Genomic DNA, 15,248 nt, shown 5'->3' on the forward strand with positions numbered 1-15,248 from the left:
GCGGAGCGGCGGGACAGGATCCGCCCCCACCGGGCCGCTACCAGCGAGTGAGGGGAGGAGTCGTCCGGGACGGCGGCTCCACCCAGGGCTGGACCTCGGCGGCCCAGACGGCGAAGGCCACCACCGCGGCGAGCAGGAGCAGCCACAGCAGCCGCCGCAGCAACGTACGCCGCCGCAGCATGCGGGCCCCCCGCCGCACGGCGTCCTCATGCAGCCCGGGCGGCACGACAGCCGGCCCCTCGGCATCGAGCAGCTCCCGCACGACGGCCTCACGCCGCTCCTGCTGACTCACGACGCCGCCTTCCCGAGCGCACCGGGCGGAACCGGCGGCACCGGGGGCGCCGCGGAGAAGGGAGCCGGCCCCCGAGGGGGATGGAGTACGACCGCGACGGCCCGCGCACACAGAGTGCGGACCCGCTCGGGGGGCAGCCCGAGCAGCGCCGCGGTCTGCTCCTCGGCCACGCCCTCGTACAACCGCAGCACCAGCACGAGCCGCTCCTGCGGGGACAGCCGCGAGAGCGGCCCCCCGCCCCCACGGCGCCGGCGGGGCCACCGCCACGCCCCGCGCGCGTAGCGGACGACGAGGACGGTACGGGCGCGGTCGTAGGGATCCTCACCGCGCAGCCGGTCCCACGAGGCGTACGTGGCGGCGAGCGCCGCGGTGAGCAGCGCCCGCGCGCGCGGATCGGCGCCGGGCCGCTCACCGGTGAGCAGCGTCGCGGCATGCAGAAGGCGCCCTGCCGCGCCCGCGACGAACGCCTGGAACTCCCGGGCGCGGCGGGCCTGTTGGGCGGCCTGCCGCTCTCGCACCGCGCCTCCCGCCGTACGGCATAGGGGGACCCGGTTTCATCTGAGGCCAGGCACGGCGCCCAGGTCAAGAGCCCTGCGCGAGCGGGCCCCATCCCTCAGGGTCCGCTCGGCGCCCGGCCGCGGCAGTCGGCGGACCGCGGCCGGGTGCTCAGGAGTCTGCCGGAGCGACGGAGTCCGGGACCCCCTGGGAGGACTGCCGCGCCGAGAGCGCGGAGTTGAAACGGGTGAGGAGCGCGGTGAAGCTCTCGCGTTCGGCCGGGGCCCAGTCGTGCGTGAGCTCGGCCATCAGCTCGCGCCGCGAGGAGCGGACCTCGTCCAGGCGGGCCTGCCCGCGCGGCGAGAGCTGGAGCACGACCGCACGGCCGTCCTCGGGGTGCGAGGTGCGCTTGACCAGGCCGGTGTCGACCAGGGGCGCGACCTGCCGGGTGACGGTCGACGAGTCGATGCCCATGCTCGCCGCGAGCGCCTTGACGCCCATCGGACCTTCCTTGTCGAGGCGGTTGAGCAGCAGATACGCGGCACGGTCCATGGAGTTGCGGACCTGTCCGACGCCGCCGAGGCGGGTCTGCTCGGCACGCCGCGCGAACACCGCAACCTGGTGCTGCAACGTGTCGAGGAGGCCGGGATCGCTGGCGGTCGTCATGTCCGGAGTTGTGGGCATGGCCGGGGGCTCACTTCATGGGAAGGGTGATGGATTGGGGGACAGGGTACGCGGCCCGGGCGCTACCCGTACCGGCGCTGCGCAAACCCGTCTCGCCGCTTGGTCACACCAGGAGGAGACGCGCGTGAACTGCGAGACTGCAGTCATGAGCTACCGCACGACTCGCTCCTTTCCGACGGTGACGCTCGACGACGTACGCGGCGCGCAGAAGATGCTCCTGGGGGTCTCCCGGGTCACCGCCATGGAGGGCAGCAGGCACCTGTCGCGACTGGTGGGCGCGCCGGTGCACTTCAAGTGCGAGAACCTCCAGCGGACCGGCTCCTTCAAGCTCCGCGGCGCCTATGTGCGCATCGCCGGACTGCTCCCCGAGGAGCGCGCCGCCGGTGTCGTCGCGGCCAGCGCGGGCAACCACGCGCAGGGCGTCGCGCTGGCGTCGTCGCTGCTCGGCGTCCGCTCGACGGTGTTCATGCCGGCCGGCGCCCCGCTGCCGAAGGTCGCGGCGACCCGGGACTACGGCGCGGAGGTCCGCCTGCGCGGCCAGGTCGTCGACGAGACGCTGGCGGCCGCGCAGGACTACGCGCGCGAGACGGGCGCGGTCTTCATCCACCCCTTCGACCACCCGGACATCGTCGCCGGACAGGGCACCGTCGGCCTGGAGATCCTGGAGCAGTGCCCGGAGGTGCGCACGCTCGTCATCGGCGTGGGCGGCGGTGGCCTGGCCGCGGGCATCGCCGTCGCGGTCAAGTCGCTGCGCCCGGACGTACGCCTGGTCGGAGTGCAGGCGGCGGGCTCGGCCGCGTATCCGCCCTCGCTGGCCGCGGGCCGGCCGGTGTCGATCGACAACCCGGTGACGATGGCGGACGGCATCAAGGTGGGGCGCCCCGGCGACGTACCGTTCCGGATCGTCGAGGAACTGGTGGACGAGATCGTCACGGTCTCCGAGGACGATCTGTCGAGTGCCTTGCTGCTGTGCCTGGAGCGGGCCAAGATGGTCGTCGAACCCGCGGGCGCGAGCCCGGTGGCGGCGCTGCTGAGCGATCCGCGCGCCTTCGAGGGGCCGGTCGTCGCGCTGCTCTCCGGCGGCAACGTGGACCCGCTCCTGATGCAGCGCATCCTGCGGCACGGCATGGCGGCGGCGGGCCGCTATCTGTCGCTGCGGCTGCGCCTGACGGACCGGCCGGGCGCCCTGGCCACACTCCTCGGGGTGCTCTCGGAGGCCGACGCCAATGTCCTCGACGTGAGTCATGTACGGACCGATCCCCGGCTCGGGCTCACGGAGGCGGAGGTGGAACTGCACCTGGAGACGAAGGGCCCCGAGCACTGCGCGGAGGTCGGCGCTGCGCTGCGGGACGCAGGGTACACGGTCATCGGCTGACCGGCTCCGGTCGGCCTCGGCCGGACCGGGCGTCCACCTGCCCGCTGGGGAGGGCGCGCGAGCGGTGAGGGGGCGTACGACCCGGCCGCGCACCCCGGCCGGTTTTCCACAGGCCGCACAAATCCATTGAGCAGACGCGATGTATCGCGTTACAGTGTGAGTCACGCCACTGAGGGCCGGGCGATCAGTACCCGGCAAACCTAAGCTTTCGCTAGGAAAACACCCAAAACATGGGAGACCCCCTATGCCAGGCGCCATCTACGCCGAAGGTCTGGTCAAGACCTTCGGTGACGTAAGGGCTCTGGACGGCGTCGATCTCGATGTCCCGGAAGGCACCGTCCTCGGCCTCCTCGGGCCGAACGGCGCGGGAAAGACGACGGCGGTCCGTTGTCTGACCACGTTGCTGACCCCCGACAGCGGCCGGGCGTTCGTCGCCGGGATCGACGTCCTGAAGCATCCGAACGAAGTGCGGCGCTCCATCGGCCTCTCCGGCCAATTCGCCGCCGTGGACGAGTATCTGACAGGTCGTGAGAACCTCCAGATGGTCGGCCAGCTCTATGAGATGCGGGCCAAGGAGGCCAAGATCAGAGCGGGCGAGCTGCTGGAGCGCTTCCATCTCACGGACGCCGCGGACCGCCCCTCCAAGACGTATTCGGGCGGCATGCGCCGCCGCCTCGACCTCGCCGCGGCCCTGGTGGTCTCGCCGCCGGTGATGTTCATGGACGAGCCGACGACCGGCCTCGACCCGCGCAACCGCCAGGGCCTGTGGGAGGTCATCCAGGAGCTCGTCGCCGGCGGCACCACCCTGCTGCTCACCACGCAGTATCTGGAAGAGGCCGACCACCTGGCGCACGACATCTGCGTCGTGGACCACGGCCGCGTCATCGCCCGCGGCACCGCCGACCAGCTCAAGGCCCAGACGGGCGGCGAGCGCGTCGAGGTCGTGGTGCACGAGCCCGCCCACATCGCGGCCGCCGGCGAGGTCCTGGCCGGCTTCGGCAAGGGCGAGGCCACCGTCGACCGGCACACGCGCAAGCTCACGGTCCCCGTCACGGGCGGCGCCAAGCTGCTCGCCGAGGTCATCCGGGAGCTCGACGCCCGGGGCATCGAGATCGACGACATCGGCCTGCGCCGCCCCACCCTCGACGACGTCTTCATCTCCCTGACGGGGCACATGGCCGAGGTCAGGGACGAAGAGAACGGCGAGGACAAGCACAAGAAGGAGGCCGCCCCGTGAGTGCCGTCACGCGCAGCGCACCCGCCCCCACCCCGGCCGGCGGCATCGGCAAGTCCGTCCGCGACTCCTTGGTCATCGCCCGCCGCAACCTGATCCGGATGAGCCGGATTCCCGAGATGGTGCTGTTCGGACTGATCCAGCCGGTGATGTTCGTGGTCCTCTTCACGTACGTCTTCGGCGGCTCCATCCAGGTCGGCGGCTCCCTCTCCTCGCAGGACTACCGCGAGTTCCTCATGGCGGGCATCTTCGCGCAGACCGTCACCTTCGCCACGGCCGGCGCGGGCGCCGGTATCGCGGACGACATGCACAAGGGCCTCATCGACCGCTTCCGCTCCCTGCCCATGGCGCGCGGAGCGGTCCTCACCGGCCGGACCGTCGCGGATCTGGTGCAGACCGCGCTGACGCTGGTCGTGCTCGCCCTGGTGGCGCTCCTCATCGGCTGGCGCGCCCACGAGAACTTCGGCAAGATCCTCGCGGGCTTCGGCCTGCTGCTCCTGCTCGGTTACGCCTTCTCGTGGATCGGCGCCCTGATCGGCCTGACGGTGCGCACGCCGGAGGCCGCGACCTCGGGCGGGCTGATCTGGCTCTTCCCGCTGACGTTCATCTCGAACGCCTTCGTGGACTCCAACAACCTGCCGACGTTCTTCCGGCACATCGCCGAGTGGAACCCGTTCAGCACCACCGTGCAGGCGTGCCGCGAGCTGTTCGGCAATCTGCCGCCCGGCTTCAAGACCCCGGACGCCTGGCCCATGCAGCACCCGGTGCTCGCCTCGGTGCTCTGGTCGGTGCTGATCCTGGTGGTCTTCCGCACCCTCGCGGTGCGCAAGTACCGCTCGGCAGCCGTCTGAGTGCCCCTCGTACGCACGAGATCCCCTCGTATGCACGAGACCGGTGTACGCACGAGACCCCCGGCGCGACGGCGCCGGGGGTCTTCGCGTGGTCTGGGCGGGCTCAGCCCTGGTACGGCTTGGCCTCGAGGATCTTGACGGAGGCCAGCTTGCCGTTCGGCAGCTCGTACTCCGCGTTCTCGCCGATCTTCTTGCCGTTGACGCCGCTGCCGAGCGGGGACTGCGGCGAGTACGTCTCGATGTCGTCGCTGGCGTACTCCCGGGAGGCGAGCAGGAAGGTCACCGTGTCGCTCGGGTCGCCGTCGAAGGCGATGGTGACGACCATGCCGGGGGCGACCACGCCCGACTCGGCGGGCGCCTCACCGACCTTCGCGTGCTCCAGGAGCTGGGTCAGCTGGCGGACACGGAGCTCCTGCTTGCCCTGCTCCTCCTTGGCCGCGTGGTACCCGCCGTTCTCGCGCAGGTCGCCCTCCTCGCGCGCCGCCGCGATCTTGGCTGCGATCTCGGTGCGCGCGGGACCAGACAGGTGCTCAAGCTCTTCCTTGAGCTTGTCGTACGCCTCCTGGGTCAGCCAGGTGACGTTGTCGCTGGTCTGGGTCACAGGTGCTCCTCGTAGGTACTGGGAATACAAAGCATCGCCCTACCCAGAAGGATGTTCCCTCACGGGTGGGCGAAACCACGAGCCTAACAATTCCGGTGCCGAAGGGGGAGGACGTATGTCATCAGAGAGGCGTTAGCGCAGGTGAGCGCGTGTGCGCCGGGCGTGGGCGGCGCGCACCACCACCAGGGACGCCAGGCGCTGTCAGCCAGGGGCACGCAGCGTCAGGCGGTGTCAGGCAGTGTCAGTCTTCGTGGCAGCCCACGAGCTCCGCGCTGGTGGCGCGCTCGGTCGTCCGCAGCGTGACGGTCTTGTCGACGCGCCCCTTGTCCTGGTCGAAGCGGAAGTCCGCGCGGCCCACCTCGGAGCCGTCCTCGGCCTGGGAGCGGAGCGTGCAGTAGCCGTTCGCGTCGGCGTCCTTGCGCACTTCGAGGTGCACCTCGACGGCGCTGTCGGAGACCACGTCGAACTTGATGATCTCGCCGCTGACCTTGGATCCCGCGATGGAGTCGTAGCCGAACCAGCCGACGACCCCGAGCAGCAGCACAGCGAGGACGGCGCCCACGATCTTGAGCTTGTGGTCGGCGCGCTCGTCCGCCGACCGGCCGTAGCGGCCCTCGGGGGCCCGCAGGGCCGTCCCGCGGCTGTCGCCGCCGCTCACCGCGGTCATGATCGTCCTCCAGATGGACAGGGATGCCGACTCCGGCGGACGAGCAAGCCGCGAGCCGATCGCGGGACAGTGCGGTCCGCCGGAATTTTCCGCCCCCCGGTTCCGTCACTATAGAAGCCCCGCACAACGCCGGACGACCGAGGGCGCCGCAGCACACACTGGCGCCGGACACCTGAGGATCGAGTCTTGACTGAGCAGCTTCGACTGATGGCCGTTCACGCCCACCCCGACGACGAGTCGAGCAAGGGCGCGGCCACCATGGCCAAGTACGTGTCCGAGGGGGTGGACGTGCTCGTCGTGACCTGCACGGGCGGGGAGCGCGGCGACATCCTCAACCCCAAGCTCCAGGGCGACACCTACATCCAGGAGCACATCCACGAGGTGCGCAAGAAGGAGATGGACGAGGCGCGCGAGATTCTCGGCGTCAAGCAGGAGTGGCTGGGCTTCGTCGACTCGGGCCTGCCCGAGGGCGACCCGCTGCCCCCGCTGCCCGAGGGCTGCTTCGCCCTTGAGGACGTCGACAAGGCGGCCGGTGAGCTGGTGCGCCAGATCCGCGCGTTCCGCCCGCAGGTGATCACGACGTACGACGAGAACGGGGGCTATCCGCACCCCGACCACATCATGACCCACAAGATCTCGATGGTGGCCTTCGACGGCGCGGCGGACGCGGAGAAGTACCCGGAGAGCGAGTTCGGCCCGGTCTTCGCGCCGCGGAAGCTCTACTACAACCAGGGCTTCAACCGCCCGCGCACCGAGGCCCTGCACCAGGCCATGCTGGACCGCGGCCTGGAATCGCCCTACGGGGAGTGGCTCAAGCGCTGGGACGAGTTCGAGCGCGTGGAGCGCACGCTCACGACCCACGTGCCGTGCGCCGACTTCTACGAAATCCGCGACAAGGCCCTGATCGCGCACGCCACGCAGATCGACCCCGACGGCGGCTGGTTCCGGGTCCCGATGGAGATCCAGAAGGAGGTCTGGCCCACGGAGGAGTACGAGCTCGCGAAGTCCCTCGTCGATACCTCCCTCCCCGAGGACGACCTCTTCGCGGGCATCCGCGACAATGCCTGACATGAGCGGAAGCGCAAGCCTGGCAATGACGCACCTCGTCCCCCTCGCCAAGGAGGTGGACGAGAACAAGGTGACCCCCGGTGTGCTGGGGTTCATCGTGTTCGCGGTGATGGCGCTCGCGGTGTGGCGACTGATGAAGTCAATGAACCGGCACATGGGGAAGGTGGACTTCAAGGAGTCCCCGGACTCCCCGGACTCCCCGGACTCCCCGGACGGACTCCCCGGACTCCCCGGACTCCTTGGACTCCTCGGGGGGCCCCGAGGGTGCCGAGGCCGCGGCCTCCGGCGCGGCTCGCGCCTCCGGCGCCGCGGGTAAGGGTTCCAAGGACGCCTGAGGCTTCTGGCGGGGGCGCCCTGGCAGCTACGGTCGGCGCGCCCCTCTCGGGGGCTTCGCCCCCGGACCCCCCTTGTCGGCGCTCCGCGCCTCGTCCTCAAACGCCGGACGGCCTCGTCCTCAAACGCCGGACGGGCTGAAATGGTCGCCGTCGGGCTGAAATGGTCGCCGTCGGGCTGACACTTGTCACCGTGAGTGGTCTGCCAGGGACAGCAGCAGGTGTGCCGACTCCGGGCGCAGGTGGTCCGAGTGGGCGCCCGCCGGGCCGCGGCCGTGGACGAAGACGTTGCCCGCGTCGACGCTGACGAAGCGGTGGTCCAGGGCATCGTGCGGGTACGGCTCGCCGGTGCCCCGCATGCGTATCCCCGACACGGGCGCGGGCGCCGTGCCGATGCCCGCGTGACCGACGCCCGCCCGCCGCTCCGCCCGCAGATGCCAGAAGCCGGTGGCGCGGTCGTGCTGTGAGTACGTCGCCACGACGGGGCCGCGCAGCGGCGCACCCGCGAGCGCGGTGAACGTCTCCGCGAAGGCGTCGCGCGGCGCCGCCATCTGCAACAGCAGCATCGAGTCCACGGTGAACGGCCGCCCCGGCGGCGCGGGCGTGCTCCACCCCAGCGTCCCGGCCGCCCCCAGCGTCCCGCCCGGCGGCGCGGCGGCCCACTGCACCGCCTCGCACAGGAACCGGCAGCCGAACGAGTGCCCGACGAGGTGCAGGTACTGCCCGCCGCGGTTGGCCAGGACGCGTGCGGCGCGCGGGTCGCCCCGCCGGGCGTCCAGATAGCCGAGGAGCTGCGCGATGACGCGGGCGGCGTGCCCGTGCGTGCCCATGGCGTGGGCGCGGTCGCGGATCCGGCGGTAGCCGCCGAGCGAGGGCAGCGAGCGGGACGGCCAGCGGACGAGCACCGGCCAGGGGGCGAAGCCCCCGCCGAGCCGCGGATACAGCTCCCGCCGCCCCGCGAACTGCCGTTCCACAAGCCCCAGCAGCTCACCCAGGGCCTGGCGGGACGACGTCCGCGACGTCTGCCACCCGTGCACGTACACGACGATGTCCGTCGCCCACGGCGGCGGGGTGAGCCGCGCGGCGAAGTGGTCGAGGAGCCCCGGCGCGGGCACGGGACGCGGCCCGGACCGGGTGGGCCGCAGCGGCCACCCGCCCTCGTCGAGGTCGACGACGGCGGCCTCGCCCCCGAGCTCACCCGCGGCCTCGCCCGCGGGCGTCACGCGGTCCGCTCCAGCCGGCTGTCCATGCCGCTGTGCAGGGCGTACGCGAAACCGAGAGGGTTGCGGCAGGTGTCCGCGAAGTGCCGCCCGAGGCCGTGGGCGATGCCGCCCGCCGTCTCCCGCCCCGCCAGGTAGCGGGTGACGAAGGCGAGCGCGTACTCGGCGGCGAAGCGCTGCGGCATCTCGATCCCCGGCCCGAGGATCCCGCAGGCCCCCGCGTCGAAGAGGGCCCGTCCGAGGTAGGCCAGGTCGGCGTTGCCCGGGAGGCCCGCGTAGCAGGCGTTCAGGAGCACGAAGGGGCGGAACGGCACGCAGGCGTGCGGGGGCGGGCGGTGGGCGCGCAGCGTGTACGCGTCGATGGCCTGCTGGTCGGTCAACTTCAGTACGAGGTACGGGGGTTCGTCGCCGGTGGTGGTGAAGTGGCCGTGGCACCAGAAGTACATGAGCTGCTCGTCGAGGAGGCGGTCGCGCAGGGCGTGCTCCAGGTCCGCGCGGGTGGTGCGCTCCACGAACGCGGTGCCGTCGGCGAGCGCGGCCGCGACCTCCGCGGCCCTGGTCCGGCCCTCCGCGTCCACCCCGGTGTCGTGGTTGAGGCTGACCGCGGGGGCCTCGCGGGGCGGGGGATCGCGGTCGTCGGCGACGCGGGCGTAGGCGCTGCCGCCGGTGTGCTCCAGCTGGTGGCGGTAGCCGAGGAAGCGGGCGAACACCGCGTCCAGGTCCCCCTCGTCGGGCTCGTCAGGGGCGGCCGGCAGGCACAGCATCGGCCAGGGCAGGAACAGGTCGGAGTGGAAGCGGACGCGCAGGGGCCGGTCCTGGCTCAGGACGTCCGTGAGGAAGCCGCGGAAGAGCTTCAGCTCCTCGGTCTCGCCGCCGAGGAGTACGTCGAAGAGCAACTGGGCGCCGTTGAGGGCGAGTCGGGAGAGGGCGGCGCGCAGCTCGGCCTCGGGCTCGGTGGTGAGGTCGACGAGGTTCGCGTACGGGAGGGGGGTGCGGCCGAGGCTCGGTCGGCCCGCTTCGTCCAGCGGCTGGAGGGCCACGAACTCGTCCCGCCACACCTGGCGCAGCCGGGCCGCGACCGAACGGACCTCGCGAGGGCGGACGTTGAGAGTGACGGTGTGCTCGGAGCCGCTGAGCGAGGGCACGGCGGGGCCGTACATCCGGGCCTGCACGTTCTCGTCCTCGCGGCGCGCGTCGAGGCCGACGACCAGGTCGGGGTGGCGGATCACATGCCGGGGGAGCCGCGTGAAGCCGAGGCTGGGGTCGTGGGTGATGTGGGTCGGCAGTTCGTGGGCCATGTGTCCTAGGCCCTCCGCAGTGCTTCTGGTGAGAGGGCGGCGTCCGGGGTGCCGCCCTCGCCGTCGATGACGTCGATGTACGTCTCGACCTGCTGGAGGACGGTGGCCGTGGCGGAGTGCTCGATGGTGAAGAGGAGACGGTGGCGGCCCGCCCGGCGCGGGGTGAAGAGGAACTCGGCGCCGTCCGGGTCGCGGGGCGAGGGCTTGAGGGTGACGGCGTGGGCGGGTTCGACGTCGGCGGCGGTGAGGGGGGTGGCCCGGGCGGTGAGCCAGGGGAGGTCGGCGGTGGGAGTGGACCAGGGGTGGTCGAGGCCGGGGGTGATGTGGAGGGCGATGCGGGAGGCCGTGCTGGTGGTGGCCGTGTCGTCGTCCAGGAGGACGAGGCGGACGCGGGAGCGGGTGCCGGGGAACGGCGGGCCGCCGGTGAACTCCGCGCCCGGTTCGGTGATGAGGTGGCGGGCGGTCAAGGGGACGCGTTCCGTGCGGTCGGCGGGCTCGGTGAGGCTCGCACGGAGCGCGCGGGCCCACCGCAGTCCCCACAGGCCCTCGATGTCCTCGAACCGGCGTTGCGCGTCGAGGTAGAGGCCGCCCGCGGTCGCTGCCGGGCTCCACTCCTCCCGCCGCCACAGGTCGGCCAGTTCCAGGGTGTTCCAGGCGAGGCCGTGCAGGCACCCCGCCCGGCTGAAGCGGTCCGCCGCGTAGTGGAGCCAGCCCACCGTGGCCGGCGGGGTGGCATGGTCGGCGAACGCCAGGAGCGCCCGGTAGTGCTGCGCCCAGGCCACCCCCAGGTGGTCGGGCACCTCGCGCAGGACCAGCTCCGCCCTGCGGACCATCCTGACGGCCTGCTCGGGGTCGCCCGATCCCTCGTGGGCCAGGGTGAGATGCAAGTACGTCCACCCCTTGCCCCGCGTGTCCCCGTTCGACAGGTGCAGCGCGAGCGCCTTGCCCAGCCCGTGCAGTGCCTCCGGATGGCTGTCGTACAGCAGCTGCACCCGGCCGAGTTCGGTCTCGGTCCACGCCCGGCCCTGGCGGTCGCCGAGGCCGATGAACATGTGCCGGGCGGCCTCCAGGCGCTTCTGCGCCTCCTCCAGGTCGCCGCGCGCGAGCCGCAGCCGCCCGTAGTGGTGGACGGCCCACGCCTCCCCCCGGGTGTCCCCGCGGACCTGATGGGCCTCGACGGCACTGCGGAGCAGCTTCTCCGCCCCCCGGAGCACGCCCATGTCGCACTGGAGGGCGGCTCGGGTGTGCAGGACCCAGCCGTTCGGGGGCGCCTCGTCGGGGATGCCGTCGAGGGTGGCCGTGGCCTCGCGCAGCAGGCCCGCGCAGCGTTCGGCGACGGCTTTGTGGAGCGTGGCGCGCGGGGAGCCGATTGCCGCCAGGGCGTCCGCGGCGGGCAGCGGTCGGCCGATTTCGCGGACCGCGACCGCCGCGACGGTCCGCAGGGGTTCCCAGCCGCCCGTGTGCTGCCAGAGGGACTGCTTCAGCCGCAGCAGCCGGAACAGGCCCTGCCTGCCGAGCAGTTGGGGTTCGAGCCGGTCGAGGAGCGTCGCGCCGTCGGGGTCGCCGGAGCGCAGGAGTCGTACGAGCAGATCGGCGTACGCGTCGGCTCCCTCCTGGAGGTCCGCCGAGCCGTCGAGGGCGGCGGCCAGGAGGTTCCGGTCCAGGGCCGCCGATGAGGGCGTCCGGTGGGGCTCCGGGACGGCCGTGCCCCCGCCTCCCGGCACCTCGTAGCCGACCGCCGCCACCTCCGCCGCCGAGCGCCGGACCCCGGACATGGTGAGGACCCGGCACCTCGTCCCCTCGACGAGCCGGGCGGCGACCCGCAGCAGACCGAGGTCGGCCTCCCCGTCGAGGACCACCAGGAAGGGCCCCTCCGTGGGCGCCAGGTGGCACTCGCGGATCAATGCCCCGGTCAGGCCGCCGGGTTCGGCGAGGAGCATGTCGTACACGGCCTTCGACGGGCGGTCCGCCAACAGCCGCTCCAGCAGCCGCAGCAGCACCACGTCCGCCGCCCCGACCGGCACCCAGCAGAGCTGGAACCGCGCCCGCGACCCGGGCTCGTCCCGGGCCAGCCGGGCCAACCGGACCGCCAGAGCGTACGTATCGGCGGACGAGGGGCCGTACAGCTCAAGGATCGCGGGGCTCGCGTCATCGGGCCGGATGAACGCGCGCAGCTCCGGCGGCAGGTCCGCCGCCGCGCGCGGCCCGGCGGACGGGTCCGGGTCGTCCGGCAGCCAGTCGCCGTCCACAGCCCCACCCCCCGCCGAACGCAGTGCGCCAACTCCCCACTATGGCGGCCCTATTGAGGCGCCGCCACCGAAACCCCCATGACCTCCCGGGCATGCCGGTTGGGCGTCATCCCGAGCCGCCACGCCTGCCATCCCGCGTCCAGTTCGGCGCCGCGCTCCAGCAGCAGCAGATACGCCTCCACGTACTCGTCGAGCTTCCCGTCCCGCAAGGGATGGCCCGCGCGGGCGAGCTGGACGAGTTCCTCCTGGGCGACCGCCGTGCCGATCTCCCAGCCGCCGGGGGAGGCGTAGGGCAGGAGCGTGGCGCGCAGGAAGTGGGCCCAGTCCTCGCCGCGGCGGTCGCCGTAGGAGGCGAAGAGGGCGATGGCCTCGTCGCACAGGGACAGCGCCGCCTGCGTGCGGGCGTTCCCCGCGTCGACGACAGCGAGTTCGAGGCACGTCCACGCCTCGCCGTGGGCGACCCCGATGCGCTGGAAGTCGGCGCGCGCGTCCATCAGGAGCTGGCGGGCGAAGCCGGAGTTGCGCAGCGAGCCGGTCTGCGCGGCGCGCTGGTCGCGGGTGACGCGGGCGGAGTGGTGGCGGGCGCAGGCCAGGCCGTACACGTCCCGCATGCGGGAGAACATCGTGCGGGCCCGCTCCAGGTCGCGCACGGCCTGTTCGAGGTTGCCGGTCTCCTCCAGGGCCTGGCCCAGGTAGTACAGGGACCATGCCTCCCCGCGGGCGTCCTCGTTGTCGCGGTGCCGGGAGACCGCCTGGCGCAGGCCGTCGACGGCGGGCGCCGGGTCGCCCGCGACGAGCCGGGCCCGGGCGAGCTGGGTGAGCGCCCACGCCTCGCCGCGGGCGTCGCGCGTGCTCCCGTACAGATCCAGGGCGCGCCGCAGCTCCTCCTCCGCGCGCGGCACCTCGCCCATGCGCAGGCACACCTGCCCGAGCTGGAAGTGGGCCCACGCCTCGCCGTGCACGGACTCGCTGTCGCGGTGCAGGACCAGGGCGGTGCGCAGCATCTCCTGGGCCTCACCGAGGCGGGAGCGGTCGCGTTCGACGGCGGCCAGGGCGTGCAGGGTCCAGGCGCGGTCGCCCGCGAGCTCGTCGGACACCTGGAGGTCGAGTGCCTCGCGGAGCCGGGCCGCGGCCTCGGACAGCTGGCCCTGGTGGTGCAGGGTGATGCCGAGGGAGCCGAGCGCACGGGCCGCGCCCGCGTCCTGGTGGGCCTCGAAGTAGAGGTCCACGACGGAGGACAGCGTGGTGCGGGCCTGGTCCAGGTCGCCGATCTGGCGGGCGGCGATGCCGGTACGCCACTGCACGCTGCGCTCCATCCGGCCCTGCCCGGCCCGCCCGCCCGCGGCGGCCCCGGCCTTCTCCAGGGACTGCGCGAACTCGCTGATCTCGCCCAGGCGGTAGAGGTCGCCGCGCAGCAGGCAGTAGTCGCACAGGGCGCCCAGGAGATTCAGCACCGCCTGCTGGTCCACGCCCTCCGCGTGCCGCAGCGCCGCCGTGATGAAGCTCGACTCGTCGTCAAGCCAGCGAAGCGCGGAGTCCAGGGACGTGAAGCCGTGCTGGCCGAAGTGGTCGGCACGCGTCGAGGTCTTGCCGTCGACCAGGCGGATCACGGAGTCGGCGAGTTCGCCGTAGCTGACGATGAGTCGTTCCTGCGCGGCGGTGCGCTCGGCGGGCTCCTCCTCGTCGGCGAGCCGGGCCTGGGCGAAGGAGCGGACCAGGTCGTGCAGGCGGTAGCGGCTGCCCCGGACCTGGTCGACGAGGCCCGCCCGCGACAGCGCGGTGAGCTGCCGGCCCGCCTCGGCCTCGTCCGTGGCGAGCAGCGCGGCGGCGGCCGCGGCACCCAGCGAGGCCCGCCCGGCGAGCGCGAGCCGCCGAAGGAGGCGCCGCGCGGACTCGGCCTGGTCGGCGTAGCGCAGCGAGAGCGCGCGCTCGACCGGGGCCACGGCGTCCCGGGGGCCGTACGCGGACAGGTCGGCGACCAGTTGCAGCGGCGTGCGCGGCCCGAGCGAGGACCCGGCGACGCGCAGCGCCAGCGGCAGACCGCCGCACAGCTCCCCCACGGACTCCAGCGACGCCGCGTCGTAAGGACCCGTGAGCTCCTCGGCGGACTCGCGCAGCAACTGCTCGGCGCCCGCCGCGTCCAGCGCCTCCACCGGGAGCTGGTGCACCCACGCGGGCAGGTCGTCCGGCAGGTCGAGGGGCTTGCGGGCGGTGACCAGGACGAGGCTGTCGGAGCGCTCGGGGATCAGGGTGCGCACCTGCTCCGGATCGCCGGCGTCGTCGAGCACGACGACCACCTCAAGGCCCGTCAGATGCTGGTGGTACAGCTCGCTGAGCCGCTTGACCTGCTGGTCCGGGCTGGAGCGCTCACGGAACAACAACTGCTCGCGCGGCGCGCCCAGGCGGTTGAGGAGGTGCAGCAGGGCGTCGCGGGTCGACAGGGGCGGCGTGTCGGGGCTCTCGCCGCGCAGGTCCACCAGGCACGCCCCGCGGAACTGGTCCTTCAGGTCGTGCGCCGCCCGCACCGCGAGCGACGACCGGCCCGCCCCGGGCGCGCCGTGCAGCACGACGACGGTCGGCTTGGTCTGGGTGCTCGCGCGCGCCGCGTGCACCCACTGCGCGATCCGCCCCAGCTCGGTCCGCCGCCCCGCGAACTCGTGCTCGGACTGCGGCAGTTGAGCGAACGACTGCTCCAGTACGGTACGCCGCCGCGCGGCCGCGCTCTTGTCGGTGCGGCGCAGCTGCGGCGCCGCCTTCTTCTGTCCGCCGAGCCCGCCGGACCCGCCCGACACGCCGCCGCCCGACGCGGCCGTCAGCACCCGCTGCTGGTCCAGGAACGGCCGGATCCCGCGCACCTCAAGGGCCGTCAGCCACTGCAGCCG

Annotated in this window: 14 protein-coding genes; 5 read left to right on the forward strand and 9 right to left on the reverse strand. The window is 73.0% G+C overall.

The window, feature by feature from the left end; all coding sequences use genetic code 11:
• Positions 1-37: 37 nt before the first annotated feature.
• From STRAU_RS35480 to STRAU_RS35490, 3 genes are all read right to left on the reverse strand, one after another.
• A complete protein-coding gene (locus STRAU_RS35480; protein WP_016645216.1) occupies positions 38-292 on the reverse strand; it encodes a hypothetical protein in 255 nt (84 codons plus the stop codon).
• Positions 289-810, reverse strand: a complete 522-nt coding sequence (locus STRAU_RS35485) for a sigma factor-like helix-turn-helix DNA-binding protein (protein WP_016645217.1) — start codon at positions 808-810, stop codon at positions 289-291. The genes STRAU_RS35480 and STRAU_RS35485 overlap by 4 nt, the downstream gene beginning before the upstream one ends.
• Before the next feature lie 148 nt (positions 811-958).
• Positions 959-1,471, reverse strand: coding sequence for a MarR family winged helix-turn-helix transcriptional regulator (locus STRAU_RS35490; RefSeq protein WP_016645218.1), 513 nt, complete (start codon positions 1,469-1,471; stop codon positions 959-961).
• Between the two features lie 145 nt (positions 1,472-1,616).
• Between STRAU_RS35490 and ilvA the strand changes: the two genes are divergently transcribed.
• The 3 genes from ilvA (at position 1,617) to STRAU_RS35505 (ending at position 4,931) form a co-directional block, all read left to right on the forward strand.
• The gene (ilvA, locus tag STRAU_RS35495) at positions 1,617-2,846 is read left to right on the forward strand and encodes a threonine ammonia-lyase (protein ID WP_016645219.1); all 1,230 of its coding nucleotides are present in this window, start codon (positions 1,617-1,619) and stop codon (positions 2,844-2,846) included.
• A gap of 244 nt (positions 2,847-3,090) precedes the next feature.
• Complete coding sequence (locus STRAU_RS35500; RefSeq protein WP_016645220.1) at positions 3,091-4,083, forward strand: daunorubicin resistance protein DrrA family ABC transporter ATP-binding protein; 993 nt, start codon at positions 3,091-3,093, stop codon at positions 4,081-4,083.
• Complete coding sequence (locus STRAU_RS35505) at positions 4,080-4,931, forward strand: ABC transporter permease (RefSeq protein WP_016645221.1); 852 nt, start codon at positions 4,080-4,082, stop codon at positions 4,929-4,931. Before STRAU_RS35500 ends, STRAU_RS35505 begins: the two co-directional genes overlap by 4 nt.
• A gap of 103 nt (positions 4,932-5,034) precedes the next feature.
• Here the strand turns inward: STRAU_RS35505 and greA are convergent, their stop codons facing one another.
• Together greA and STRAU_RS35515 are read right to left on the reverse strand one after the other, a co-directional pair.
• Complete coding sequence (gene greA, locus STRAU_RS35510; protein WP_016645222.1) at positions 5,035-5,532, reverse strand: transcription elongation factor GreA; 498 nt, start codon at positions 5,530-5,532, stop codon at positions 5,035-5,037.
• A gap of 241 nt (positions 5,533-5,773) precedes the next feature.
• Complete coding sequence (locus STRAU_RS35515; RefSeq protein WP_016645223.1) at positions 5,774-6,199, reverse strand: DUF4307 domain-containing protein; 426 nt, start codon at positions 6,197-6,199, stop codon at positions 5,774-5,776.
• 186 nt (positions 6,200-6,385) lie between these two features.
• Here STRAU_RS35515 and mca point away from each other — a divergent pair, with 186 nt between their 5' ends.
• Both mca and STRAU_RS44265 read left to right on the forward strand, forming a co-directional pair.
• The gene (mca, locus tag STRAU_RS35520; protein WP_078621715.1) at positions 6,386-7,267 is read left to right on the forward strand and encodes a mycothiol conjugate amidase Mca; all 882 of its coding nucleotides are present in this window, start codon (positions 6,386-6,388) and stop codon (positions 7,265-7,267) included.
• Positions 7,260-7,583 (forward strand): hypothetical protein, encoded by a 324-nt coding sequence (locus STRAU_RS44265; RefSeq protein WP_259300081.1) that lies wholly within the window; start codon positions 7,260-7,262, stop codon positions 7,581-7,583. The genes mca and STRAU_RS44265 overlap by 8 nt, the downstream gene beginning before the upstream one ends.
• A 204-nt stretch (positions 7,584-7,787) precedes the next feature.
• On the opposite strand, the gene STRAU_RS35530 is transcribed toward STRAU_RS44265, so the two are convergent.
• From STRAU_RS35530 to STRAU_RS35545, 4 genes are all read right to left on the reverse strand, one after another.
• Entirely contained in the window at positions 7,788-8,822 is a 1,035-nt protein-coding gene (locus STRAU_RS35530; RefSeq protein ID WP_016645227.1) for a hypothetical protein, read from the reverse strand.
• Positions 8,819-10,117, reverse strand: coding sequence for a CHAT domain-containing protein (locus tag STRAU_RS35535; protein ID WP_016645228.1), 1,299 nt, complete (start codon positions 10,115-10,117; stop codon positions 8,819-8,821). The genes STRAU_RS35530 and STRAU_RS35535 overlap by 4 nt, the downstream gene beginning before the upstream one ends.
• 5 nt (positions 10,118-10,122) lie before the next feature.
• Positions 10,123-12,366 carry a tetratricopeptide repeat protein gene (locus STRAU_RS35540; protein WP_016645229.1) on the reverse strand — a complete coding sequence of 748 codons (2,244 nt, stop codon included), beginning with the start codon at positions 12,364-12,366 and terminating at the stop codon, positions 10,123-10,125.
• Positions 12,367-12,416: 50 nt separating this feature from the next.
• The coding region (locus STRAU_RS35545; RefSeq protein WP_052029415.1) for a tetratricopeptide repeat protein at positions 12,417-15,248 on the reverse strand (2,832 nt) is incomplete at its 5' end.

This window comes from Streptomyces aurantiacus JA 4570 (genome assembly GCF_000414115.1).
Taxonomy (GTDB): Bacteria; Actinomycetota; Actinomycetes; order Streptomycetales; family Streptomycetaceae; genus Streptomyces; species Streptomyces aurantiacus_A.